This is a genomic window from Burkholderia sp. BCC1999, assembly GCF_905339975.1.
Lineage (GTDB): Bacteria > Pseudomonadota > Gammaproteobacteria > Burkholderiales > Burkholderiaceae > Burkholderia.
In genome coordinates, this window is record NZ_CAJPHP010000009.1 from 195,796 (window position 1) to 219,556 (window position 23,761).

Below are 23,761 nucleotides of genomic sequence, written 5' to 3' on the forward strand. Positions count from 1 at the left end.
CCTGTCTCCTTCGCGAATCGTTCGGCGATCGCTCAGTGCGCCCAGCGCAGCACGAGCGGATCGAGCCGGCGCGCGATCGCGAGCAGTTCCGCGCGCGTGTCCGGGTGCAGTTCCGGCATCGGATGCCGTGGCCGCTCGCACGCGATCACGCCGCCTTCGCGCATCAGCGCCTTCGCGGTGAGGATCCCGGACTGGCGGTTCTCGTGATTGATCAGCGGCAGCCACGCCTGGTAGCGCGCGTACGCATCGTCGTGGCGGCCTGCGCGGAAGGCTTCGAGAATCGGCCGGATGCCGTCCGGAAACCCGCCGCCCGTCATCGCGCCGGTCGCGCCGGCATGAAGATCGGCGAGCAGCGTGATTGCCTCCTCGCCGTCCCACGGCCCTTCGATCGCGTCGCCGCCGAGCCGGATCAGCTCGCGCAGCTTGTTCGCGGCGCCCGGCGTCTCGATCTTGAAGTACGCGACCTGCTCGATCTCGCGCGCCATCCGTGCGAGGAACGGGGCGGACAGCACGGTGCCGCTCGCAGGCGCGTCCTGGATCATGATCGGGATCGCGATCGCATCGGACACGCGTGCATAGAACGCGAAGACCTGCGCTTCCGGCACGCGGAACGTCGCGCCGTGATACGGCGGCATCGCCATCACCATCGCCGCACCGAGCTGCTGCGCGCGCAGGCTGCGCGCCGCGCACACCTGCGTGCTGTAGTGCGACGTCGTGACGATCACCGGCACGCGGCCCGCGACGTGTTCGAGGATCGTGCGCGTGAGCACGTCGCGTTCGTCGTCGGTGATCGCGAACTGCTCGGAGAAGTTCGCGAGGATGCATAGCCCGTCCGAGCCCGCGTCGATCATGAAATCGACCGCGCGCTTCTGGCTCGCGAGGTCCAGCTCGCCGGTATCGGTAAACGTCGTCGGGACGACGGGGAAGATGCCGCGATAGCGCGGCGTGCTGCTCGATGTCATGTTTCGCGTCCTGCGCCGGCCCCCGGTAGTGGCCGGCCGTCTTGCGTTCACGGTTTCACGAAGCGCGGACCGGCAAGGTCCGCAACCGGCTGCGACGCACCTCGCGTCGCCCGCCGCCCGCCGCTCAATGCGAATGGCTCGGCACGTCCGCGCCGCGCGTGCCGACCAGGAAGTCGAGGTCGCACCCCTCGTCGGCCTGCAGCACGTGATCGATGTACAGCCGCGCGTAGCCGCCCTTGCCGAGCTGGCCGGCCACGCCCGGCGCCGCGGTCGGATCGACATCCGACAGCCGGCGCTGAAGTTCGTCATCCGTAATGTCGAGATGCAGCGTGCCGGCCTCGCAGTCGAGCTCGATCCAGTCGCCGTTATGCACGGCCGCGAGCGGCCCGCCGGCAGCGGCCTCCGGCGCGACGTGCAGCACGACCGTGCCGTACGCGGTGCCACTCATCCGCGCGTCGGAAATCCGCACCATGTCCTTCACGCCCTGGCGCAGCAGCTTCGGCGGCAGCCCCATGTTGCCGACCTCGGCCATGCCCGGATAACCGCGCGGCCCGCAGTTCTTCAGCACGAGCACCGAGCTGGCGTCGACGTCGAGCGCTTCGTCGTTGATCGTCGCCTTGTAGTGGTCGAGGTTCTCGAACACGACCGCGCGGCCGCGATGCTTGAGCAATTCCGGGCTTGCCGCCGACGGTTTCAGCACCGCGCCGCGCGGCGCGAGATTGCCGCGCAGGATGCGGATGCCGCCGTCCGCGATCAGCGGCCGATCGAGCGGGCGGATCACTTCGTCGTCGTAGTTCGGCGCTTCGCGCACGTTGTCCCACAGCGACTTGCCGTTCACCGTCAGCGCGTCCGGATGCGGCAGCAACCCGCCCTCGCCGAGCCGGCGCAGTACGGCCGGCAGGCCGCCCGCGTAATAGAACTCTTCCATCAGGAAGCGCCCCGACGGCATCAGGTCGACGATCGTCGGCGTGTCGCGGCCGATGCGCATCCAGTCCTCGAGTTCGAGCGGTACGCCGATGCGGCCCGCGATCGCCTTCAGGTGGATCACCGCGTTGGTCGAGCCGCCGATCGCCGCGTTCGCGCGAATGGCGTTCTCGAACGCCGCGCGCGTCAGGACCCTCGACAGCACGAGCCCTTCGAGCGCCATCTCGACGATGCGGATGCCCGACATGTGCGCGAGCACGTAGCGACGCGAATCGACGGCCGGAATCGCCGCGTTGTGCGGCAGCGCGACGCCGAGCGCCTCGGCCATGCACGCCATCGTCGACGCGGTGCCCATCGTGTTGCAGGTGCCGGCCGAGCGCGACATCCCGGCCTCGGCCGACAGGAAGTGATGGAGGTCGATCTCGCCGGCCTTCAGCGCTTCATGCAACTGCCACACGGCCGTGCCCGACCCGATGTTTTTGCCTTCCAGCTTGCCGTTGAGCATCGGGCCGCCCGACACGACGATCGCCGGCACGTCGCAGCTCGCCGCGCCCATCAGCAGCGCGGGCGTCGTCTTGTCGCAGCCGGCGAGCAGCACGACCGCGTCGATCGGGTTGCCGCGGATCGCTTCCTCGACATCCATCGACGCGAGGTTGCGCGTGAGCATCGCCGACGGCCGCAGGTTCGATTCGCCGTTCGAGAACACCGGGAACTCGACCGGGAAACCGCCGGCTTCGGAGATCCCGCGCTTCACGTGCTCGGCGAGCTTGCGGAAGTGGGCGTTGCACGGCGTCAGTTCGGACCACGTATTGCAGATGCCGATGATCGGCCGGCCGTCGAACTCGTGATCGGGGATGCCCTGGTTCTTCATCCAGCTCCGGTACATGAAGCCGTTCTTGTCGTTCGTACCGAACCATTGGGCGGAGCGCAGCCTGGGTTTTGTTGCCGACATCGTCAGTCCTGTGGTGACGGGATACCGGCGCAGTCTAGGCAGAATTTTGATAACTGGCTAATGACGTTTTTGGCGATTACGATATCGATTCCGATATCGATATAAACCCGTACGATGCCCGAAGCCAGTCCGTGGGGAAACCGCGGCCGCCTGAAGACGCGCCAGCTCCTGCTGGTCGTCGCGCTCGCCGACGAAGGCAGCATTCATCGCGCGGCGGCCGCACTGAACATGACGCAGCCGGCCGCGTCGAAGCTGCTGCGCGAACTCGAGGAATCGATCGGCGCGGTGCTGTTCGAGCGCCTGCCGCGCGGGATGCGGCCGACGCTGTACGGCGACGCGCTGATCCGCCACGCGCGCGCGGCGCTCGGCAGTCTCGACCAGGCGCACGAGGAGCTGGCTGCACTGAAGGCCGGCCATCTCGGCCACGTCGCGGTGGGCGCGATCACATCGCCGGGGCTGCGGCTCGTGCCGCCGGCCGTTGCCGCGGTGAAGGGCACGCACGCGGGCCTGCACGTGTCGGTCGAGATCGACACCAGCAACGTGCTGCTCGAGCATCTCGCGCAGGAAAAGATCGACATCGTGCTCGGCCGGCTCTCCGCCGAACACGACAAGCTGCGCCTGCGCTACGAGCCGCTGACCGGCGAGCCGGTGGCCGCTGTCGTGCGAGCCGGCCATCCGCTGCTCGCGCAGTCGCCGCTGTCGCTCGCCGACGTGCAACGCGCCGCGTGGGTCGTGCCGCCGGCCGGCAGCGTGCTGCGGCATCGCTTCGAGCTCGTGTTCCAGCGTGCCAGCCTCGCGCCGCCGGCAAACCTCGTCGAAACGTCCGCGCTACTGTTCATCACGCAGTTGCTCGAGCAGAGCGACATGATCGCGGTGCTGGCCGAGGACGTCGCGCGCTACTACGCGCGGCACGGAATCGTCACGGTGTTGCCGCTGGAGATGGATTGCCGGATGGACGATTTCGGGATCATCACGCGCACCGACCGGCTGCATTCGCCGGCCGTCGCGGTGATGGCCGACGCGATTCGCGCGGCTGCGCGGGAGGTTTACGGCATCGCGCTGTGACGATGCAGCGCGGGTTTGGTTGCCTTGCCGAATTGCCGAATTGCCGAATTGCCGAATTGCCGGGTATGCATGCGCGCCGCGTGACGCGCATGCTGCTCCCGTTACGCGTTACACCCAGGGCGCCGCGAGCCCTTCCGTCTTCAACGCCCGCTGGATCGCCGGGCGCGCGAGCACTCGCTGCAGATAGCCGCCGAGTACCGGCCGTTGCCGCGCCGGCTCGGCAAAGCCGCGCGTCCAGCGGCACAGCATCAGCGCATACGGATCGAGCACGGTGTAGTACTCACCGAGCAGCCACGGGCCGCCCGTCGTTTCCAGCTGATGCTCGAGCTGATCCAGCAGCGTCGCGATCCTGGCCTCCGCATGCGCCTTGACCTGCGCGGCGCCCGACGCGTTACCCGCATCGACCCAGCGCTCCGGATAGAAATACGCGATCAGCGTTGCCTGCAGCGTGTTGGTGAGCCACATCAGCCACTTGTAGAACTGCGCACGTTCCGGCGTGCCGAGGCCGGGCGCAAGCTGCTGCTGCGGATGCGTATCGGCGAGATGCAGGCAGATCGCGGCGGTTTCGTACAGCACGAGATCGCCGTCGACCAGCACCGGGATGAGTCCGTTCGGGTTCAGCGCGAGGTAATCCGGCGACTTGTGTTGATCGTGCGTGCGGTCGACGTATTCAAGCTCGAACGGCTCACCGATTTCTTCGAGCACGAAGTGCGGCGCCATGCTGGCGTTGCTGGGGTAGTAGAAAAGCTTCATCGTCGATTTCATTCGGCTGGTGTCGGCGTCAGGCGGCGGCGAACTCGATCACCGGTTCGCAGCGGATCGGGAAATTGACCGAGTTCGCGATATAGCACTTCGCATGCGCATCATGATGCAGATGTTCTGCCCGCTCGAGATCGTCGCCGGCCTGAATGGTCACGTGCGGGCGCAGCACGATTTCGGTGAAGCGGCCCGGCTCGGAACTGTCGACCATCGTGCCTTCCGCAGCGTCGACATAGGCGAGCACGCGAATGCCCGCATCGGAGCACAGATGCAGATACCAGAGCTTGTGGCACGCCGATGCCGACGCGAGCAGCAGGTCTTCCGGATTCCAGCGCGCCGCATCGCCGCGAAACGACGCGTCCGACGAACCGGGGATGTCCGGCTTCGAACCCGCGCGGATCACATGATCGCGGCCGTACTCGCGATATCCCGACGTGCCGGTGCCCCGATTGCCCGTCCACTCCACTGCGACGCGATACTTGTGTTCGCCAGATGCCATCTCGCTCTCCATTGATGTCGGTGCTTCGACCGTGCCGGACGCCGTCGTGCAACGCCCGCCTGTGGCCGCCATTGTGGCACCGGATTCCCATTTGGTATACCATTATTCCAAATTGACGAAACACGCAGGTATGGAAGCCAAACTCGATTCCACGGCGGACGCGGTCGCCGCGTCGTTGCGCGACATGATCATCAACGGCGAGCTTGCGGCCGGGGAACGGCTCGTCGAGCGCGACCTGGCCGAGCGGTTCGGCATCAGCCGGATTCCGATGCGCGAGGCGATCCAGCGGCTGGAACGTGAAGGCTTGCTGGATATCTTCAGGAATCGCGGCGCCATCGTGCGGATGCTGAGTGCGTCCGACGTGCAGGAAATCTACGATCTCCGCGTGCTGCTCGAAGGCGACGCGATCTACCGAAGCGTGAAGCGCCTCGACGACGAGACGCTCGCGCGCGCCGAACTCGTGCATCGCCTGCTCGGCGATGCGAGCGTGCTGCGCCGGCAGGGCGAGCTGAACCGCGAATTCCACGCGCTGCTGTATTCGTGTTGCGGCAACGCGAGGCAGTTGAAGTCGATTGCCGAATTGCGCAGCCAGGTCGAACGTTACGAGCGCCTGCAGACGACGCTGCTCGCCGATACGCCGTCGTTCCAGGTCGAGCATGAAGAGATCCTGCAGGCGTGCCGCGAACGCAATGCGCGCGCGGCACGCTCGATGACGGTCGCGCATCTCGAGTCGGCCAGAAGCATCGTGATGCGGCTCGTCGAAGGCGATTGAAGCCGGGGCTGTGTTGGCCGCTTGCTGCACCGCGCGTAGGCCTTACCGGGCTGGGCCGATTGCGGCGGCGCCCTCCCTCGCGAAGTTCAACCTATCGATACATCAGAGCGATCGCGTCACGCTCCCGTCAGGCGCGCGGCCGGTCGTCCCACGCACCACCAGTTTCGGCAGCGACGCTATCCGCACGCGTGACGCCCCGTCGCTACGCTCGCCCGCCTCGCGCAGCGCATTGAGTAGCTCGACCGCAAGACCCGCAGCCTCGGCGGTCGGGATCGCGACGGTCGTCAGCGTGGGCCGCGTGTCGCTGGCGAGGTGAATGTCGGTAATCCCGACGATCGACAGATCGTCGGGCACACGCCTGCCGCGATCGGCCGCCGCATGCATCGCGCCGATCGCCGGCAGGTCATTGGTGGCCAGCAGCGCAGTCAACTGCGGATGCGCGTCGAGCAGCCGCCCCGCCGCGCGCACGCCGCCTTCGATCGAATCGGGCTCGGCCACGACGATCGACGCGTCGAGCCCCGCTTCGCGCATCACGTCGACGAAACCGTCGTAGCGCGCCGCCTGCACGCCGCTCGCCGATCCGCCGACGATCAGGCCGATCCGTTCGTGACCGAGTTCGACCAGATGCCGCGTCGCGATCCGTCCCGCCTCGCGGAAATCGATGGCCACGCACGGCAATCCTTCGGGCGGCGCCTCGGGTCGCTCCCACAGGCACAGCACGACCGGCACACCGCGCGCCGCCACGTCGAGCAGATCCGGCAGGTGCAGGTTCGCGTTGGTCACGAGAATGCCCTCGGAAATCGTGCCGGCAATCTGGTCGAGATAAGCGCGCCCCTGCAACGGATCTTCGTTCGTATTGCAGACGATCAGGAACTGCCCGTTGCGGCGCACCGCGCGTTCGACCGCCAGCGCGAACTCCGGATAGAACGGGTTCGCGATGCTCGATACCATCAGCGCGACCGTCGGCGCGCGCCCTTCCGCCAGCGCCCGCGCGGCGAGATGCGGCCGATACCCGAGCGCCTCGACGGCCTCCAGCACCCGTGCGCGCGTCGCGTCGCCCACCCGACCACGGTCGCGCAGCACGTTCGATACCGTCGCGGCCGTCACGCCGGCGCGGCGCGCAACTTCATCCAGTGTCGCCATGTTTGCTCACTATATGAGACGTCGATCCAGTATTTGCTTCGATCACCGAAGCGGCGCACTATCGCCGCACACCTTGCCGCCCGTCCGACGGGCGCGACTCGGCCGCGATCGCATCGCCCCTTTTTTTGATCGCGATGATTAAGCGCTTAATCAAGCGGTACGGCGCATTAAAACATGGAGCGGAGACAATGGCGAGCATCTCGATGCGGCGCGTGCAGAAAGCCTATGGCGATCACGCGCCGGTAATTCGCGACGTCGATCTGGAGATCGGCGCGCACGAGTTCTGCGTGTTCCTCGGGCCGTCCGGATGCGGCAAGTCGACATTGCTGCGCATGATTGCCGGCCTCGAGGATCTGAGCGCGGGCGAGCTGTCGGTCGACGGCCGCCGCGTCGACGACGTGCCGGCTGCCGAGCGCGGCGTCGCGATGGTGTTCCAGAGCTACGCGCTGTTTCCGCACATGACGGTGTACGAGAACATGGCGTTCGGCCTGAAGCTCGCACGCGTGCCAAAGGCCGAGATCGACCGCAAGGTGCGCGACGCCGCACGCATCCTGCAACTCGACACGCTGCTCGAGCGCAAGCCGAAGGCGCTGTCGGGCGGCCAGCGGCAGCGCGTCGCGATCGGCCGCGCGATCGTGCGCGAGCCCGGCGTGTTTCTCTTCGACGAACCGCTGTCGAATCTCGACGCGGCGCTGCGCGGCCAGACCCGCATCGAGATCGCGCGGCTGCACCGGCAGTTCGAACGCGCGAGCGTCGTCTACGTGACCCACGACCAGACCGAGGCGATGACGCTCGCCGACAAGATCGTGCTGCTGCACGCCGGCACGGACACCGCGCAGCACGGCAGCATCGCGCAGGTCGGCGCGCCGCTCGACCTCTACCACCATCCGGCCAGCCGCTTCGTCGCAGGCTTCATCGGCTCGCCGCGCATGAACTTCCTGCCGGCCGTCGTCACAACGTGCGACGCACATCGCACGACCGTCGCGCTCGTGACGTCCGGCGAAACCTTCACGCTGCCACGCGACGGCTCGGCACTCGGCGCCGGCGTAGCCGTGACGCTCGGCATTCGCCCCGAACACCTGACGCTCGGCGCCGCGCCCGACGCGACCACGCTCGCGCGCGACGTCGCACTCGTCGAACGCCTCGGCGAACAGACCTACGTGCACCTCGACACGCCCGGCGGCGCACCGCTGATCGCGAAAGTACCCGGCGACGCGCAGGTGCGCACCGGCGAGCGCGTGCACGTACACGCGCCGGCCGCGCCCTGCCATCTCTTCACGGAAGACGGCCGCGCGGTGCCCGCGTGCGCCGACGTCGTCGTCCACCACCACTACGCATAAGGATCGGCATGCGCCTCGGAGTCTGCTACTACCCGGAACACTGGCCGGAATCGATGTGGGCCGATGATGCCCGCCGGATGAAAGCGCTCGGCATCGAGCAGGTGCGGATCGCCGAATTCGCGTGGAGCCGCATCGAGCCGTCGCCGGGCGAATACGACTGGGGCTGGCTCGACCGCGCGGTCGACGTGCTCGGCGCGGCCGGCCTCGAGATCGTGATGTGCACGCCGACCGCGACACCGCCGAAATGGCTGGTCGACCGTCACCCCGACATCCTCGCGATCGGCGCGGACGGCCGGCCGCGCGCGTTCGGTTCGCGCCGCCACTACGACTTCTCGTCGCCGACCTATCTCGAAGCGTCGCGGCAAATCTGCACGGCGGTCGCCGAACGCTACGGCCGCCACCCGGCCGTGCGCTACTGGCAAACCGACAACGAACTCGGCTGCCACCAGACGGTCGTCAGCTACTCGCCGGCCGCGCTCGTACGCTTCCGCGCATGGCTGAAGGCGCGCTACGGCACGATCGACGCGCTGAACCGCGCATGGGGCACCGTGTTCTGGAGCATGGAGTATCGCCATTTCGACGAAGTCGACGCGCCAGTCGGCACCGTGACCGAGGCCCATCCGTCACATCGCCTCGACTACCGGCGCTTCGCATCCGACGAAGTCGCGCGTTATCACCGGATGCAGGTCGATGTGATCCGCGCGCATTCGCCGGGCCGGCCCGTCGCGCACAACTTCATGCAGCTGTTCACCGAGTTCGATCACTACGAGGTCGCACGCGACCTCGACATCGCGACCTGGGACAGCTACCCGCTCGGCGCGCTCGAAGAGCAATGGTTCGCACCCGACGTGAAGGCGCGCTGGCTGCGCACCGGCCATCCCGATTTCGCGTCGTTCAATCACGACCTGTATCGCGGCATGTCGAAGCTGCCGTTCTGGGTGATGGAGCAGCAGCCGGGCCCCGTGAACTGGGCGCAGTGGAACCCCGCGCCGCTGCCGGGCATGGTGCGCCTGTGGAGCTGGGAAGCGTTCGCGCACGGCGCCGGCTGCGTGTCGTACTTCCGCTGGCGGCAGGCGCCGTTCGCGCAGGAGCAGATGCATGCGGGCCTGAATACGCCGGACAACCAGCTCGACGAAGGCGGCCGCGAGGCGCAGCGCGTCGCGCGCGAGATCGCTTCCGTACACGACGCCGGCGCGGATGCGGACGGCCCGGTGCGCGCACCGGTCGCGCTCGTCTTCGATTACGAAGCGAAGTGGCTGTTCGAAGTGCAGCCGCAAGGCGCCGATTTCCACTACCCGCGCTTCGCGTTCGAGTACTACTCGGCGCTGCGCTCGCTCGGCCTCGACGTCGACATCGTTTCAGCGCACGCGCCGCTCGACGGCTACCGTCTCGTCGTGGTGCCGCCGCTGCCCGTCGTGCCGGACGATTTCGCGGCACGGCTCGCCGCCTCGGGCGCGCATGCGGTGATCGGGCCGCGTACCGGGTCGAAGACCGTCGACCTGCAGATTCCGCCGACGCTGCCGCCCGGCGCGCTCGCGTCGATCCTGCCGGTGCGCGTGTGGCGCGTCGAATCGCTGCGGCCGAACGTGACCGAACGAATCGACGGCACGCTGCGCGACGGTTCGCCGCTCGCGGGCGACGCGCGCCACTGGCGCGACTTCGTCGAGCTGCACGACGACACGCGCAGCGTCGTGCGCGCACGCTTCGCCGACGGTCATCCGGCCTGCGTGTCACATGGCGCGCTGCACTACTGGGCCGCGCTGTTCGACGATGCAACCACCGCGAAGCTGTTCGCCGACGTCGCGGCCGAAGCCGGCCTCGTGCCGACGCTGCTCGGCGACGGCGTGCGCGTGAGCCGGCGCGGCGGCCTGACCTACGTTTTCAACTATGGCAACGCGCCGCACACGATCGACGCGGTGCCGCCGTCGGCGTTCGTGCTCGGCGCCGCGCAGGTCGAGCCGCAGGACGTGGCCGTGTATCGAAGCCGTTCGTAGCCCCCCGCCACCGGCGCCGCGACGTGCCGGTCACGCACAACGACACACAGGACTGGAGACACCATGACACATCGCCCCCTTCGCGCCGCCGCCCGGCTCGCCACGGCCGCCGCCGTCGCCTTCGCGTCGCTCGGCATGACCGCGCCCGCCGATGCCGGCACGCTGACCATCAACATCGCGTTCAAGGGCGCGAGCCAGCGCGCGGTCTGGCAATCGACGCTCGACGCGTTCCACAAGGCCCATCCCGACATCGACGTGAAGGCGACCTTCGTCGACGAAGAGGCGTACAAGGTGCAGCTCCCCGCGTGGCTGACGACCGTCGCGCCGGACGTCGTGAACTGGCACGCGGGCGAACGGATGGCGTACTACGCGAAGCGCGGGCTGTTCGAGGACCTGAGCGGCGACTGGACGAAAAATGGCTGGGGCGCGATGTATGCGTCGACACGCGATGCATCGTCGTACAACGGCAAGCAGTACGCAGCGCCGACCGTCTACTACTCGTGGGGGCTGTTCTACCGCAAGGACCTGTTCCGCAAGGTCGGCATCGCCGACGAACCGAAGACCTGGGACCAGTTTCTCGACGCGTGCAAGAAATTGAAGGCCGCGGGCATCACGCCGGTCGCGATCGGCGGCCGCGACGCGTGGACGCTCGCCGGCTGGTTCGACTATCTCGACCTGCGCCTGAACGGCAACGCGTTCCACCAGCAGCTGATGGCCGGCGACGTGCCGTACACCGACCCGCGCGTGAAGAAGGTCTACACGACCTGGAAATCGCTGATCGATGCCGGCTACTTCATCGACAACGCGCTGTCCTACGATCTCGACGGCGCGCAGCCGTTCCTGTTCCAGGGCAAGGCCGCGATGATGCTGATGGGCACCTTCATCGCGGCGGGCTTTCCGCCGAACGTGAAGCAGGAAATGGGCTACTACCGCTTCCCGATCATCGACCCGAAGGTGCCGACCGCCGAGGATGGCCCGGTCGAATCGCTGCACATCCCGACGAAGGCGAAGAACAAGGCCGATGCGCACACGTTCCTCGCGTTCGTCGAAACGCCCGAGATGGGCGCGAAGCTCGCGGAAGGCCTCGGCTCGCTGTCGGCGAACAGCAAGTCGCCCGAGCCGGCCGATCCGGTCTCGCGCATCGGCTTCCGGATCCTCGCCGACACGAAGGGCGGCGTCGCGCAGTTCTACGACCGCGACATGACGAAGGAAATGGCCGACGAAGGGATGAAGGGCATGCAGCAGTTTCTCGCGAATCCCGCGCAGCTCGATACGGTGCTCGCGCAACTCGAACAGACCCGCAAGCGGATCTACAAGAAGTGACCGCGTGACCCAACCGGCGGCGCGTGCCGCCGCGTCCGTTCAGGAGGCTTGCCGTGTCCAGTCCGATCACGTCCACCCCGCCCGCCGGCACCGCGCCGCCGCCGCGCGGGACATCCGCCACCGCGTTGCCCGCGCGCCGCCCGTCGCCCGCCGTGCGGCGGCAACGACGCGCCGCGTGGCTGTTTCTCGCGCCGGCCTGCGCAATGGTTGCCGTCTATGTGATCTGGCCGATCCTGTCGACGCTGTGGCTGAGCCTGTACAACTGGGACGGGATGACCGAACGCACGTTTGTCGGCCTCGCGAACTATGCCGAGCTGCTGCAAGCGCCGACGTTCTACACGGCGCTGCGCAACAACGTGATCTGGCTCGTGCTCTTCATGCTCGCGCCGCCGCTCGGGCTTGCGCTCGCGTTGTACCTGAACCAGGCAGTCGGCGGCATCCGGCTCGTGAAATCGCTGTTCTTCGCGCCGTTCGTGCTGTCCGGCGTGGTCGTCGGCCTGATCTTCTCGTGGTTCTACGATCCGACGTTCGGGCTGCTCGCGCTGATCGCGGGGCACGGCATCCCGGTGCTCGGCGACGCGCGCTACGCGACGCTCGGCATCGTGTTCGCCGCGCTGTGGCCGCAGACGGCGTACTGCATGATCCTGTACCTGACCGGTCTCACGTCGATCAACCCGGAACAGATCGAAGCCGCGCGGATGGAAGGTGCGCGCGGCTTCGCGCTGCTGTGGCACGTCGTGCTGCCGCAGCTGCGGCCGACCACGTTCATGGCGATCGTCGTCACGGTGATCGGCGCGCTGCGCAGCTTCGACCTGATCTCGGTCATGACGAGCGGCGGCCCGTTCGAGAGTTCGACCGTGCTCGCGTATTACATGTACGACCAGGCGATCAAGTACTACCGGCTCGGCTATTCCGCGTCGATCGCGGTCGTGCTGTTCGCGATCATGCTCGTCTACATCGTGTTCCAGTTGCGCCGCATGCTGCGCAACGAGCAGTGACCTACCGGGGATTCATCGATCATGTTTCCGACGCCCGTTGCCCAATGGAAGCCCGTCTCGCGCCGGCTGTACAAGCTGTCGCTGCCCGTCGCATTGCTGATCTGGCTGATGCCGATGATCGCCGTGTTCGTCACGTCGGTGCGCTCGACCGAGGAGCTCGTCGAAGGCCACTACTGGGGGTGGCCACGGCACTTCGCGATGGTCGAGAACTACCGCGACGCGCTGACGACGTCGCCGATGCTGCATTACTTCTGGAACAGCGTGCAGATCACGGTGCCGTCCGTGATCGGCTCGATCGCGCTCGCGGCGATGGCCGGCTTTGCGCTGGCGACCTACCGGTTTCGCGGCAATACCGCGCTGTTCGGCACGTTCGTCGCCGGCAACTTCGTGCCGGTGCAGGTGCTGATGATTCCGGTGCGCGACCTGTCGCTGAGGCTCGGCGTGTTCAACACCGTCGAGGCGCTGATCCTGTTTCATGTCGCGTTTCAGACCGGGTTCTGCACGCTGTTCCTGCGCAACTTCATCAAGCAGTTGCCGTTCGAGCTGATCGAGGCCGCGCGCATCGAAGGTGCCGGGGAATGGACGGTGTTCTGGCGGATCGTGCTGCCGCTGATCCGGCCGGCGTTGGCCGCGCTTGCGATTCTCGTGTTTACGTTCGTGTGGAACGACTACTTCTGGGCGCTGTGTCTCACGCAGGGCGATGAGGCCGCGCCGATCACGGCGGGCGTCGCCGCGCTGAAGGGACAATGGACGACGTCGTGGAATCTCGTTTCGGCCGGGTCGATTCTTGCGGCGCTGCCGTCGGTCGCGATGTTCTTCGCGATGCAGAAGCATTTCGTCGCGGGGCTCACGTTCGGCGCGACGAAAGGCTGAACGCGCGCCGGACGCGTTTTCGTATCTCCCCCTCCGCATCGTGAGGTTGCCCGCTTCGGCGGGCTTTTTTCATGCCGGCGGATCAGGGTTGGCGTTTGCCGCGGCCGCCAGCGGGTTTGGCCGCCGATTTGCCGGCCGATTTGCCCGACGGCTTGCCCGACCCCGCACCTGCCTTGCCCGCAGGTTTGCTGCGCGGCTTCGGCACGCTGAACGGGCTGCCGATCGTGTAGTCCGGTCCGTTACCGGCCGGCTTCGCATGCTGCGTCGCAGGCTTGCGCTTGCTTTCACCGCCTTGCGGGTGCGGCTTCTTGCCGGGCCCCTGCTTGGCAACCGGCACCGCCTGCTGCACCTTGGGTTTCTTCGGCTTTTTCGGCTTCTTGATGATCTGCCCGGTCGCACTCGTTTCCGGCACGCGGTGTTCGGCTTCGAAGCCCGGCTCTTCTTCACGCCGCAGCGTTTGCCGGATCAGCGCTTCGATCGCGGCCAGTTGCGGCGCCTCGTCGGCACACACCAGCGACACCGCCACCCCGCTGGCACCCGCGCGGCCGGTACGGCCGATACGGTGCACGTAGTCCTGCGCGACGATCGGCAGATCGACATTGATCACCAGCGGCAGATCGTCGATATCGAGCCCGCGCGCCGCCACATCGGTGGCGACCAGCATCTGGACTTCGCGTGCCTTGAAGCGCTCCAGCGCACGCAGGCGCGCGGGCTGCGGCTTGTCGCCGTGGATGGTGTCGACCGCATAGCCCGCTTCATCGAGCATGGCCGCCAGGTAATCCACGCCGACACGCGTCTTGACGAACACCAGCGCGTGCTCCCAGTTGTTCTCGGCCACCAGGTGCATGAAGAGATCGGGCTTGTTCCGCTTGTCGACCGTCACCACCCACTGCTTGATCTTGCTGGCCGTGGCATTGGGCTGGCTGACGCTGATATCGACCGGGCTGCGCAGAATGTTGGCCGCCATCGCGCGGATATCGTCGGTAAACGTCGCGGAAAACAGCAGCGTCTGGCGCCGAGCCGGCAACGCAGCGAAGACGGCGTCGAGTTCGCGCGCAAAGCCGAGATCCAGCATGCGGTCGGCTTCGTCGAGCACCAGCGTCTGCACCTGATCGAACTGCACCGCGTTCTGGCGATTGAGGTCGAGCAGACGGCCCGGCGTGGCGACGAGCACGTCCACGCCCTTGCGCAGCTTCATCATCTGCGGATTGATGCTCACGCCACCGTAGGCAGCCAGGAAACGCAGATCGAGGCCTTTGCCGTACTCGACGAAGCTTTGCAGCACCTGTTCGGCCAGTTCACGCGTGGGCACCAGCACCAGCACGCGCGCGCGGTTGCTCGACACCGCCGGGCCGTGTTGCACCAGCCGTTGCAGCAGCGGCAGCGCAAAACCGGCCGTTTTGCCCGTGCCGGTCTGTGCCGCGGCCATGACGTCCTTGCCGCTCAGCACGGCAGGGATCGCCTTGGCCTGCACCGGCGTAGGTGTCTGGTAATTGAGGCCCTGCAGATTACGCAGCAGCGGCTCGATCAGGCCAAGCGAGGCAAAGGACATGGACGTATTCCGGGCTAAAACCGCAATTCTAGCGGTTACGGCGCGGGTTGCGCCCCGTCCGCTCCGCCGCGCAGCCGCATATCGACCGCCCCGATATTCTTCTCGTGTGCCACCAGCATCAACGACAGTGCGTGATGCATGTCCCGATCGGCGAGCGTCGGCAGCAACGTCTGCAGCTTGCGGACTACCCAGCGCTGGCCACGATTCAGGAACGCCATCCGCTCCGCCAGATCGTCGATCGCCATCGCCTTCTCGTAGAACGCGCCGGTCGCGCGCGTCGGTACCGCATCGAGCGACCGGATCGCGTCGACGAGCACGCTGCACCAGTGCGCCTCGTCCTGGCGAATATGGGCGATCAGCCGATGCAGCTCCGGATCGTCGCTCACCTCGGCTGCCGTTTCGGAAGCGACACGCGCGCCTGCGCGCTCGGCCTCCAGCAGCTCGTCGAGCGTCGCCAGCAGCGCGGCGCGGCCTTCATGCGGAATCGGGTCGGCACGGGCGTCAGGCCCGTCGCCATGCTTCGGAATCGACATGCAGCATCCTCCTGTCGGGATCGATGGCGTAATACATGCGACGGTACACGGTGCGCGTTGCACGAACGTGCAAATCCGAGGATGCCGTCTGCCGAATACATCACATTATGATGCAACAGCCAATCAAACCGCATCGTCGACGCACTTCGCTTGATTCATGTCATCGCACGAACGCGCCGGCGCCTGCTCAAGTCCACCCTTCGAGCCGTAACGTCGAACGCACGAGCCGCTGCTCCTCCTGCTCGATCTCGCGCAGATACTCGACGCACTGGCGGATATGTTCGCTCGCGGCCTTGCGTGCCTGGTCGGGCAGCCGCCCCGTGACCGCGTTGTAGAGCCGCGCATGTTGGCGGTCGATCTGCTTCTTCAGCGGTTCGCGGTGATAGAGGTTGTTCACCGAAGCGAACACCGAACTGAGCAGCAGGTCGGTCAGCGACTGCAGCGTATTGACGAGCACCGGGTTGTGCGACGCCTCGCAGATCGCGAGATGAAACGCGTGATCGAGCTTCGCACGCGCGGCAGGGTCGAGATCCTGCGCGTCGGCCGCGGTCATTTCCTCGTAGCGACGCCTGATCAGGATGAAATCGGCCGGCGTGCCGCGCAACGCCGCGAGCCGGGCAGCTTCGGCCTCGAGCATCCCGCGTACCTCGAACAGGTCGTACAGCGTGCGCGGCTGCGAGCCGAGCAGATGCATCATCGGCGTGGTCTCGCGCTGCGGGGTCAGGCTCGCGACGAACGAGCCCTTGCCGTGCATCGTGTCGATGATCCCGCGCGCGTGCAGCAGCTTCATCCCTTCGCGCACGGCCGTGCGAGACACGCCGAGTTTCTCGGTCAGCCGGCGCTCGGACGGCAGCGCCTGCCCGGCCTTCAGCACGCCGTCGACGATCAGTTGCTCGATCCGTTCGGCGACGACATCGGCCACGCGCCGCGCCGGCCCTTCTCGATCCTGCATTTCCATACTGGTATGACCACTTTGGACGGATACCGGAGATTTTCGCACAAAGCCTTGTTTCAATTGGAATTCCATGACCCGATGTGAATACCTCGAAAGAGCCAGTACAAAAACTGGTATGACCACCTGCAAGACGTCTGGACACGCTGGCGCAGCCCGCCAAGAATCCCCTCCTTCCGGCGTGTCGCGCATCGCGCGGCCGCCCGCATGGTGGAGACAGACCGATGAGTTTCATCTACGACGAACGGATCGACGGCCCGCTGGCGACCGTCAGCCGTGACACGCTCGTCGCCGCGCTGCACGCGGCGGCGCCCGGCCTCGACGTGCTGCACGAACGCGAGGCGCTCAAGCCGTTCGAATGCGACGGCCTCGCCGCGTACCGCACGGTGCCGCTCGCGGTCGTGCTGCCCGATACGGTCGAGCAGGTGCGCGCGGTGCTGCGCGTCGCGGCCGCGCTCGGCGTGCCGGTCGTCGCGCGCGGCGCGGGCACGGGGCTGTCGGGTGGCGCGATGCCGCTCGCAAAAGGCCTCCTGCTCGTGATGGCGAAGTTCAACCGGATTCTCGACATCGACCCCGATGCCGGCATCGCGCGCGTGCAGCCCGGCGTGCGCAACCTCGCGATCTCGCAGGCGGTCGCGCCGCACGGCCTTTACTACGCACCCGATCCGTCGTCGCAGATCGCGTGCTCGATCGGCGGCAACGTCGCCGAGAACGCGGGCGGCGTGCACTGCCTGAAATACGGGCTCACGGTGCACAACATCCTGAAGGTCGAGATCCTGACGATCGACGGCGATACGCTCACACTCGGCGCCGATGCGCTCGACGCACCGGGCTTCGACCTGCTCGCGCTGTTCACCGGCTCCGAAGGGATGCTCGGCATCGTCACCGAAGTGACCGTGAAGCTGCTGCCGAAACCGCCGAGCGTGAAGGTGCTGATGGCGAGCTTCGACGACGTCGCCGAGGCCGGCGCCGCGGTCGCGCGGATCATCGGCGCGGGCGTGATTCCCGGCGGCCTCGAGATGATGGACAACCTCGCGATCCGCGCGGCCGAGGATTTCATCCACGCGGGCTACCCGGTCGATGCGCAGGCGATCCTGCTGTGCGAACTCGACGGCGCGGCAAGCGACGTCGACGAGGATGCCGAACGCGTCGCCGCATTGCTGCGCGACGCGGGCGCCACCGAGATCCGCGTGGCGCGCGACGAAGCCGAGCGCCAGCGTTTCTGGGCCGGCCGCAAGAACGCGTTCCCCGCGGTCGGCCGCATGTCGCCCGACTACTACTGCATGGACGGCACGATCCCGCGCCGCGAATTGCCGCGCGTGCTCGAAGGGATCGCCGCGTTGTCCGCCGAATACGGGCTGCCGGTCGCGAACGTGTTCCACGCGGGCGACGGCAACATGCATCCGCTGATCCTGTTCGACGCGAACCGCCCGGGCGAACTCGACCGCGCGGAAGCGCTGGGCGGAAAGATCCTCGAGCTGTGCGTCGCGGCGGGCGGCAGCATCACCGGCGAGCACGGCGTCGGGCGCGAGAAGATCAACCAGATGTGCGTGCAGTTCAACGCCGACGAAATCACGTTCTTCCACGCGGTGAAGGCCGCTTTCGATCCACAGGGCCTGCTCAATCCCGGCAAGAACATCCCGACGCTGCACCGCTGCGCCGAATTCGGCGCGATGCACGTCCATCACGGCAAGCTGCCGTTTCCCGAACTGGAGCGCTTCTGATGCGACGTGACATCGAATCGATCGACGACAGCGCGGCGCTCGTTGCGCAGGTCGACGCCGCGCTCCACGACCGCCAGCCGCTGCACATCCGCGGCGCCGGCACGAAGGCGTTCCTCGGCCGCCCCGTCGAAGGCCGCACGCTCGACGTACGCACGCATCGCGGCGTCGTCTCGTACGACCCGACCGAACTCGTCGTCACCGCGCGCGCGGGCACGCCGCTCGCCGATCTCGAAGCGATGCTCGACGCGGCCGGCCAGATGCTGCCGTGCGAGCCGCCGTCGTTCGGCGGCGCGGCCACGGTCGGCGGGATGTTCGCGGCGGCGCTGTCGGGGCCGCGCCGCCCGTGGGCCGGCGCGGTGCGCGACTTCGTGCTCGGCTGCCGCGTGATCACCGGCCACGCGAAACACCTGCGTTTCGGCGGCGAAGTGATGAAGAACGTCGCGGGCTACGACGTGTCGCGGTTGCTCGCGGGCAGCTTCGGCTGCCTCGGCGTCGTGACCGAGGTGTCGCTGAAAGTGCTGCCGAAACCGCGCGCGACGTGCGATCTCGCATTGGCGCTCACGGCCGGTGAAGCCGTGCAGCGCGTGGCCGCATGGCGGCGCGCGGGGCTGCCGCTCGCGGGCGCGTGCCACACGGACGGCGTGCTGCGCGTACGGATCGAAGGCGGAGAAGGCTCGGTGAAGGCCGCTCGCGGCACGATCGGCGGCGATCCGATGGACGACACCGGCGACGCGTTCTGGGCACGGCTGCGCGATCTTGCGCTGCCGTTCTTCGACGATCCACGCCCGCTGTGGCGTGTATCGGTGCCTGCTGCCGCGCCGCTCGACGCGTTGCCGGGCGCGCAGCTCGTCGACTGGGGCGGCGCACAGCGCTGGCTGAAGAGCGACGCCGCGCCGGCCGACGTGCAGCGGCTCGCCGCGCAATCGGGCGGCCACGCGACCTGCTTCACGCCGGGCATCACGCACGAGCCGTTCCAGCCGCTGCCGCCCGCGTTGCTGCGTGTCCACCGGCAGCTCAAGTCACAGCTCGACCCGCATGCGATTTTCAATCCCGGCCGGCTCTACGCCGACTTCTGACGCGAACCCGATCCCGACCCGCCGATGCAAACCAATCTCAGCGAAGCAAGCAAGGCCCTCGCCCGGGCCGACGAAGCGGAAGCGATCCTGCGCGCGTGCGTGCACTGCGGCTTCTGCAACGCGACCTGCCCGACCTACCAGGTGCTCGGCAACGAGCTCGACGGGCCGCGCGGCCGCATCTACCTGATCAAGCAACTGCTCGAAGGCGAGCCGTGCGGCGAGCGCACGCAGCAGCATCTCGACCGCTGCCTGACGTGCCGGAACTGCGAGACGACCTGCCCGTCCGGCGTGCGTTATCACACGCTGCTCGACATCGGCCGCGCGGAAGCCGAGAAGCGTGCGCCGCGGCCCGCGCGCGAACGTCTGCTGCGCGCGGGGCTGCGTCACGTCGTGCCGCGCCCCGCGACGTTCGCCGCATTGCTGAAGGCCGGCCGCGCACTGCGCCCGCTGCTGCCCGGCACGCTGCAGGACAAGATCCCGGCCGCCGTTCCCGCCGCCGCGCCGCGCCCGGCCGTGCGTCACGCGCGGCGCGTGCTGATGCTCGAAGGCTGCGTGCAGCCGTCGCTGTCGCCGAACACCAACGCGGCCGCCGCGCGCGTGCTGGACCGGCTCGGCATCAGTGTCACGCCGGCACGCGAAGCCGGCTGCTGCGGCGCGACCGAATATCACCTCAACGCGCAGGATGCCGGCCTCGCCCGCGCGCGCCGCAATATCGACGCGTGGTGGCCGGCGATCGAGGCCGGTGCGGACGCGATCGTGCTGACGGCAAGCGGCTGCGGCGCGTTCGTCAAGGAATACGGCGACCTGCTGCGCTCCGACCCCGTCTATGCAGAGAAGGCGCGGCGCGTCAGCGCGCTCGCACGCGACCTCGCGGAAGTGATCGCGGCCGAGCCGCTCGACGCGCTGGCCGATGCGACGGCGCGCCGCGTCGCGGTCCACTGCCCGTGCACGCTGCAGCACGCGCAGCGCCTCGGCGGCGCGGTGGAAAACATCCTGACGCGGCTCGGCTTCAATCTGACGAATGTCGCCGACGGCCATCTGTGCTGCGGCTCGGCCGGCACGTATTCGCTGACGCAGCCCGAACTCGCGACGAAACTGCGCGACAACAGGCTCGATGCGCTCGAAGCCGCGCAGCCGGACCTGATTGTCACGGCCAACGTCGGCTGCCAGACTCACCTGAACGGCGCGGGGCGCACGCCCGTGCGCCACTGGATCGAACTCGTCGACAACCGACTCGTCAACTGACCTGATTCCGGAGGACCTCCATGCAAACGAAACCCGAACTCGAACTCGACGACGCCGATCGCATGCTCGCCGCCGCCCGAGCCGAAGCGGAACGCCACGGCTGGGCCGTGTCGATCGCCGTCGTCGACGATGGCGGCCACCTGCTCGCGTTCGCGCGGCTGAACGGCGCATCGCCGGCCAGCAGCTACATCGCGCAGGACAAGGCGCGCGCGGCAGCGCTCGGCCGTCGCGAGACGAAGGCGTATGAGGATATGATCAACGGTGGCCGCACCGCGTTTCTCAGCGTGCCGCTGACGGGGTTGCTCGAAGGCGGCGTGCCGATCACGGTCGGCGGCCGGATCGCGGGCGCGATCGGCGTGTCTGGCGTAAAGTCCGAACAGGACGCGCAGATCGCCCGCGCCGGCACACAAAGCGTCGCGACATAACCAGCCAAGCCGCGCGCGCGCATTTTTCCCCGGGAGGATTAACGATGATCGACCAAGCAGGACTGCAAGTCGCGCCAGCGCTGAGCCAGTTCATTGAAAACGAAGCGCTGCCGGGCACCGGCATCGACAAGGCCGCGTTCTGGAGCGGTTTCTCGGCCCTGGTGCACGACCTCGCGCCGCGCAACCGCGAACTGCTCGCGGAACGCGACCGCCTGCAGCTGGAACTCGACGCGTGGCACCGTGCACATCCGGGCCCCGTACGCGACCACGCCGCGTACCGCGCGTTCCTCGAACAAATCGGCTACCTCGTGCCGGTCCCGTCGAACGTCGCGGCAGCCACCGCGAACGTCGACAGCGAGATCGCCACGCAGGCCGGCCCGCAGCTCGTCGTGCCGCTGTCGAACGCACGCTATGCGCTGAACGCCGCGAACGCCCGCTGGGGCAGCCTGTACGACGCGCTGTACGGCACCGATGCGCTGCCTGAAGACGGCGGCGCCGAACGCACCTCGGCCTACAACCCGACGCGCGGCCAGCGCGTGATCGACTACGCGCGCAACGTGCTCGACAACGCAGCGCCGCTCGCGAGCGGTTCGCACCGCGATGCACTGCGCTACCGCGTGCAGGACGGCCAGCTCGCCGTCGAAACCGCGAAGGGAATCGTGGGCCTCGCGCAACCGGCGCAGTTCGTCGGCTACCAGGGCGCGGCCGACGCACCGTCCGCGATCCTGCTGAAGCACAACGGCCTGCACCTCGAGATCCAGATCGACGCATCGACGCCGATCGGCCGCGCCGATCTCGCGAACGTGAAGGACGTCGTGCTCGAAGCCGCGGTCAGCACCATCATCGACTGCGAGGATTCGGTCGCGGCGGTCGACGCCGACGACAAGGTCCAGCTTTACCGCAACTGGCTCGGCCTGATGCAGGGCACGCTGATCGAGGAAGTCGCGAAGGGCGGCAAGACCTTCACGCGCCGCCTGAACGCCGACCGCGAGTACACGACGCCCGATGGCGGCACGCTGTCGCTGCACGGCCGCTCGCTGCTGTTCGTGCGCAACGTCGGCCACCTGATGACCAACGGCGCGGTGCTCGACCGCGACGGCAACGAGATTCCGGAAGGCATCCTCGACGGCGTCGTCACGGTGCTGTGCTCGCTGCACGACCTGAAGGCGAAGCGCAATTCGCGCACGGGCTCGATCTACATCGTGAAGCCGAAGATGCATGGCCCGGTCGAAGTCGCGTTCGCCGATACGCTGTTCGCACGCATCGAGGATCTGTACGGCCTGCCGCGCAACACGCTGAAGATGGGCATCATGGACGAGGAGCGCCGCACCAGCGTGAACCTCGCCGCGTGTATCGCCGCCGCCGCCGAGCGTGTCGCGTTCATCAACACCGGCTTCCTCGACCGCACCGGCGACGAAATGCACACCGCGATGGAAGCGGGCCCGATGATCCGCAAGGGCGACATGAAGTCGTCGGCGTGGATCCAGTCGTACGAGCGCAACAACGTGCTCGCGGGCCTGTCGGCCGGCCTGCGCGGCCGCGCACAGATCGGCAAGGGCATGTGGGCGATGCCGGACCTGATGCACGCGATGCTCGAGCAGAAGATCGCGCATCCGCGCGCCGGCGCGAACACCGCCTGGGTGCCGTCGCCGACCGCCGCGACGCTGCACGCGCTGCACTACCACCTCGTCGACGTGCAAACCGTCCAGCAGGAACTCGAGAAAACGCCGTACGCGAGCGAACGCGACACGCTGCTCGAAGGCCTGCTGACCGTGCCGGTCGTCGAGCGCGCCCAGTGGAGCGAGGCCGAGATCCTGAGCGAAGTCGAGAACAACGCGCAGGGCATCCTCGGCTACGTCGTGCGCTGGGTCGAACAGGGCGTCGGCTGCTCGAAGGTGCCCGACATCCACGACGTCGGCCTGATGGAGGACCGTGCAACGCTGCGCATTTCGAGCCAGCACATCGCGAACTGGCTGCGCCACGGCGTGATCACCGAGGCCTTCGTGCTCGACGTGTTCAAGCGGATGGCGCGCGTCGTCGACCAGCAGAACGCCGGCGACCCGAACTATCGACCGATGGCGCCCGGCTACGACCAGTCGACCGCGTTCAAGGCCGCGTGCGCGCTCGCGCTGCAGGGCACGTCGCAACCGAGCGGTTACACCGAGCCGCTGCTGCACCGGTTCCGCCTCGCGTTCAAGGCGCAACAGCACGGCGCTTGAGGCATGCGCATGCGGGCCTGACCTGCATGCCTGCCGGCGTCACGAAACGGGCGGCCCTCGCGGCCGCCCGTTTTCATATTCGCGTTCACACGGCTGTTGAAATCGTCCGTTGAATCCGATAATCGGTACATATCGCGCGCATTCAAGTTTCGCGCCCGCCCGCCGTTAAACCGGCGGAATCGCCGGGCATGCGCGGCGCGGATGCGTCCGCCATACCGCAAAGCCTTACGCTGTAACGCTCTGACCGATATTCGCAAGCCCGGGAATTCACGGTAATTTGATCCGGATCAACGGGTCGCAACATTTTCCGCGCACGCGGACACGCGCGTTATACTCCGTTGAATCCGCGCCGCCCGATTCGCCGGATCGTCGAATCACGGCAGATGTCGCCGGTGAATCGTTGATTTACCGGTTTATCTGGCCGCGATTGC

At 67.6% G+C, this 23,761-nt stretch carries 19 protein-coding genes and 1 pseudogene; 12 read left to right on the forward strand and 8 right to left on the reverse strand.

Annotated elements, in window-relative coordinates:
- Nucleotides 1–32 precede the first annotated feature (32 nt).
- Nucleotides 33–962, reverse strand: a complete 930-nt coding sequence (locus tag U5809_RS15320; protein ID WP_322087128.1) for a dihydrodipicolinate synthase family protein — start codon at nucleotides 960–962, stop codon at nucleotides 33–35.
- A 124-nt stretch (nucleotides 963–1,086) separates the two neighbouring features.
- Complete coding sequence (locus tag U5809_RS15325) at nucleotides 1,087–2,838, reverse strand: IlvD/Edd family dehydratase (protein WP_322087129.1); 1,752 nt, start codon at nucleotides 2,836–2,838, stop codon at nucleotides 1,087–1,089.
- 114 nt (nucleotides 2,839–2,952) lie between these two features.
- Here U5809_RS15325 and U5809_RS15330 point away from each other — a divergent pair, with 114 nt between their 5' ends.
- A complete protein-coding gene (locus tag U5809_RS15330; RefSeq protein WP_322087130.1) occupies nucleotides 2,953–3,903 on the forward strand; it encodes a LysR substrate-binding domain-containing protein in 951 nt (316 codons plus the stop codon).
- Between the two features lie 108 nt (nucleotides 3,904–4,011).
- Here U5809_RS15330 and U5809_RS15335 read toward each other — a convergent pair whose 3' ends face one another.
- Together U5809_RS15335 and U5809_RS15340 are read right to left on the reverse strand one after the other, a co-directional pair.
- Nucleotides 4,012–4,656 (reverse strand): glutathione S-transferase family protein, encoded by a 645-nt coding sequence (locus U5809_RS15335; protein WP_322087131.1) that lies wholly within the window; start codon nucleotides 4,654–4,656, stop codon nucleotides 4,012–4,014.
- A gap of 28 nt (nucleotides 4,657–4,684) precedes the next feature.
- Nucleotides 4,685–5,161, reverse strand: coding sequence for an OsmC family protein (locus tag U5809_RS15340; RefSeq protein ID WP_282508204.1), 477 nt, complete (start codon nucleotides 5,159–5,161; stop codon nucleotides 4,685–4,687).
- Nucleotides 5,162–5,291: 130 nt separating this feature from the next.
- Here U5809_RS15340 and U5809_RS15345 point away from each other — a divergent pair, with 130 nt between their 5' ends.
- Nucleotides 5,292–5,933 carry a GntR family transcriptional regulator gene (locus U5809_RS15345; protein WP_322087132.1) on the forward strand — a complete coding sequence of 214 codons (642 nt, stop codon included), beginning with the start codon at nucleotides 5,292–5,294 and terminating at the stop codon, nucleotides 5,931–5,933.
- A gap of 102 nt (nucleotides 5,934–6,035) precedes the next feature.
- Here the strand turns inward: U5809_RS15345 and U5809_RS15350 are convergent, their stop codons facing one another.
- Nucleotides 6,036–7,076 (reverse strand): LacI family DNA-binding transcriptional regulator, encoded by a 1,041-nt coding sequence (locus U5809_RS15350; protein WP_322087133.1) that lies wholly within the window; start codon nucleotides 7,074–7,076, stop codon nucleotides 6,036–6,038.
- Nucleotides 7,077–7,264: 188 nt separating this feature from the next.
- Here U5809_RS15350 and U5809_RS15355 point away from each other — a divergent pair, with 188 nt between their 5' ends.
- The 5 genes from U5809_RS15355 to U5809_RS15375 all read left to right on the forward strand — a co-directional run bounded on the left by U5809_RS15355 (nucleotide 7,265) and on the right by U5809_RS15375 (nucleotide 13,604).
- On the forward strand, nucleotides 7,265–8,416 hold the full coding sequence (locus tag U5809_RS15355) for a sn-glycerol-3-phosphate ABC transporter ATP-binding protein UgpC (RefSeq protein ID WP_322087134.1): 1,152 nt from the start codon (nucleotides 7,265–7,267) through the stop codon (nucleotides 8,414–8,416).
- 8 nt (nucleotides 8,417–8,424) lie between these two features.
- Nucleotides 8,425–10,410, forward strand: a complete 1,986-nt coding sequence (locus U5809_RS15360; protein WP_322087135.1) for a beta-galactosidase — start codon at nucleotides 8,425–8,427, stop codon at nucleotides 10,408–10,410.
- Between the two features lie 63 nt (nucleotides 10,411–10,473).
- The gene (locus U5809_RS15365; protein ID WP_322087136.1) at nucleotides 10,474–11,733 is read left to right on the forward strand and encodes an ABC transporter substrate-binding protein; all 1,260 of its coding nucleotides are present in this window, start codon (nucleotides 10,474–10,476) and stop codon (nucleotides 11,731–11,733) included.
- Between the two features lie 53 nt (nucleotides 11,734–11,786).
- Nucleotides 11,787–12,731 carry a carbohydrate ABC transporter permease gene (locus U5809_RS15370; RefSeq protein WP_282508197.1) on the forward strand — a complete coding sequence of 315 codons (945 nt, stop codon included), beginning with the start codon at nucleotides 11,787–11,789 and terminating at the stop codon, nucleotides 12,729–12,731.
- Between the two features lie 21 nt (nucleotides 12,732–12,752).
- Nucleotides 12,753–13,604 carry a carbohydrate ABC transporter permease gene (locus tag U5809_RS15375; protein WP_124608473.1) on the forward strand — a complete coding sequence of 284 codons (852 nt, stop codon included), beginning with the start codon at nucleotides 12,753–12,755 and terminating at the stop codon, nucleotides 13,602–13,604.
- Nucleotides 13,605–13,686: 82 nt separating this feature from the next.
- Here U5809_RS15375 and U5809_RS15380 read toward each other — a convergent pair whose 3' ends face one another.
- The 3 genes and pseudogenes from U5809_RS15380 to glcC all read right to left on the reverse strand — a co-directional run bounded on the left by U5809_RS15380 (nucleotide 13,687) and on the right by glcC (nucleotide 16,647).
- Nucleotides 13,687–15,156 (reverse strand): DEAD/DEAH box helicase, encoded by a 1,470-nt coding sequence (locus tag U5809_RS15380; protein WP_322087137.1) that lies wholly within the window; start codon nucleotides 15,154–15,156, stop codon nucleotides 13,687–13,689.
- Between the two features lie 35 nt (nucleotides 15,157–15,191).
- Nucleotides 15,192–15,626 (reverse strand): annotated as a pseudogene (locus U5809_RS15385) (DUF6306 domain-containing protein); the annotation flags it as partial.
- A 250-nt stretch (nucleotides 15,627–15,876) separates the two neighbouring features.
- Nucleotides 15,877–16,647 (reverse strand): transcriptional regulator GlcC, encoded by a 771-nt coding sequence (glcC, locus tag U5809_RS15390; RefSeq protein ID WP_282508193.1) that lies wholly within the window; start codon nucleotides 16,645–16,647, stop codon nucleotides 15,877–15,879.
- 218 nt (nucleotides 16,648–16,865) lie between these two features.
- Here glcC and glcD point away from each other — a divergent pair, with 218 nt between their 5' ends.
- Genes glcD through U5809_RS15415 form a run of 5 tightly spaced genes read left to right on the forward strand, consistent with a single transcriptional unit; the run spans nucleotide 16,866 to nucleotide 23,330 of the window.
- Nucleotides 16,866–18,365 (forward strand): glycolate oxidase subunit GlcD, encoded by a 1,500-nt coding sequence (glcD, locus tag U5809_RS15395; RefSeq protein WP_322087138.1) that lies wholly within the window; start codon nucleotides 16,866–16,868, stop codon nucleotides 18,363–18,365.
- The gene (gene glcE, locus U5809_RS15400; protein WP_322087139.1) at nucleotides 18,365–19,441 is read left to right on the forward strand and encodes a glycolate oxidase subunit GlcE; all 1,077 of its coding nucleotides are present in this window, start codon (nucleotides 18,365–18,367) and stop codon (nucleotides 19,439–19,441) included. Before glcD ends, glcE begins: the two co-directional genes overlap by 1 nt.
- A gap of 24 nt (nucleotides 19,442–19,465) precedes the next feature.
- Nucleotides 19,466–20,686, forward strand: coding sequence for a glycolate oxidase subunit GlcF (gene glcF / locus U5809_RS15405; RefSeq protein ID WP_322087140.1), 1,221 nt, complete (start codon nucleotides 19,466–19,468; stop codon nucleotides 20,684–20,686).
- Between the two features lie 20 nt (nucleotides 20,687–20,706).
- Nucleotides 20,707–21,111 carry a heme-binding protein gene (locus U5809_RS15410; RefSeq protein WP_322087141.1) on the forward strand — a complete coding sequence of 135 codons (405 nt, stop codon included), beginning with the start codon at nucleotides 20,707–20,709 and terminating at the stop codon, nucleotides 21,109–21,111.
- Between the two features lie 44 nt (nucleotides 21,112–21,155).
- Nucleotides 21,156–23,330 (forward strand): malate synthase G, encoded by a 2,175-nt coding sequence (locus U5809_RS15415; RefSeq protein ID WP_322087142.1) that lies wholly within the window; start codon nucleotides 21,156–21,158, stop codon nucleotides 23,328–23,330.
- The last annotated feature ends 431 nt before the right edge of the window (nucleotides 23,331–23,761 follow it).

Excerpts from the sequence above, each read along its gene's own strand:
- U5809_RS15375 (WP_124608473.1), top strand. The coding sequence starts at position 12,753 with ATGTTTCCGACGCCCGTTGCCCAATGGAAGCCCGTCTCGCGCCGGCTG.
- U5809_RS15335 (WP_322087131.1), bottom strand. The coding sequence starts at position 4,656 with ATGAAGCTTTTCTACTACCCCAGCAACGCCAGCATGGCGCCGCACTTC.
- U5809_RS15360 (WP_322087135.1), top strand. The coding sequence starts at position 8,425 with ATGCGCCTCGGAGTCTGCTACTACCCGGAACACTGGCCGGAATCGATG.
- glcD (WP_322087138.1), top strand. The coding sequence starts at position 16,866 with ATGAGTTTCATCTACGACGAACGGATCGACGGCCCGCTGGCGACCGTC.
- U5809_RS15330 (WP_322087130.1), top strand. The coding sequence starts at position 2,953 with ATGCCCGAAGCCAGTCCGTGGGGAAACCGCGGCCGCCTGAAGACGCGC.
- U5809_RS15355 (WP_322087134.1), top strand. The coding sequence starts at position 7,265 with ATGGCGAGCATCTCGATGCGGCGCGTGCAGAAAGCCTATGGCGATCAC.
- U5809_RS15345 (WP_322087132.1), top strand. The coding sequence starts at position 5,292 with ATGGAAGCCAAACTCGATTCCACGGCGGACGCGGTCGCCGCGTCGTTG.
- U5809_RS15410 (WP_322087141.1), top strand. The coding sequence starts at position 20,707 with ATGCAAACGAAACCCGAACTCGAACTCGACGACGCCGATCGCATGCTC.
- U5809_RS15325 (WP_322087129.1), bottom strand. The coding sequence starts at position 2,838 with ATGTCGGCAACAAAACCCAGGCTGCGCTCCGCCCAATGGTTCGGTACG.
- glcF (WP_322087140.1), top strand. The coding sequence starts at position 19,466 with ATGCAAACCAATCTCAGCGAAGCAAGCAAGGCCCTCGCCCGGGCCGAC.
- U5809_RS15340 (WP_282508204.1), bottom strand. The coding sequence starts at position 5,161 with ATGGCATCTGGCGAACACAAGTATCGCGTCGCAGTGGAGTGGACGGGC.
- glcE (WP_322087139.1), top strand. The coding sequence starts at position 18,365 with ATGCGACGTGACATCGAATCGATCGACGACAGCGCGGCGCTCGTTGCG.
- U5809_RS15415 (WP_322087142.1), top strand. The coding sequence starts at position 21,156 with ATGATCGACCAAGCAGGACTGCAAGTCGCGCCAGCGCTGAGCCAGTTC.
- U5809_RS15350 (WP_322087133.1), bottom strand. The coding sequence starts at position 7,076 with ATGGCGACACTGGATGAAGTTGCGCGCCGCGCCGGCGTGACGGCCGCG.
- U5809_RS15365 (WP_322087136.1), top strand. The coding sequence starts at position 10,474 with ATGACACATCGCCCCCTTCGCGCCGCCGCCCGGCTCGCCACGGCCGCC.
- glcC (WP_282508193.1), bottom strand. The coding sequence starts at position 16,647 with ATGGAAATGCAGGATCGAGAAGGGCCGGCGCGGCGCGTGGCCGATGTC.
- U5809_RS15320 (WP_322087128.1), bottom strand. The coding sequence starts at position 962 with ATGACATCGAGCAGCACGCCGCGCTATCGCGGCATCTTCCCCGTCGTC.
- U5809_RS15380 (WP_322087137.1), bottom strand. The coding sequence starts at position 15,156 with ATGTCCTTTGCCTCGCTTGGCCTGATCGAGCCGCTGCTGCGTAATCTG.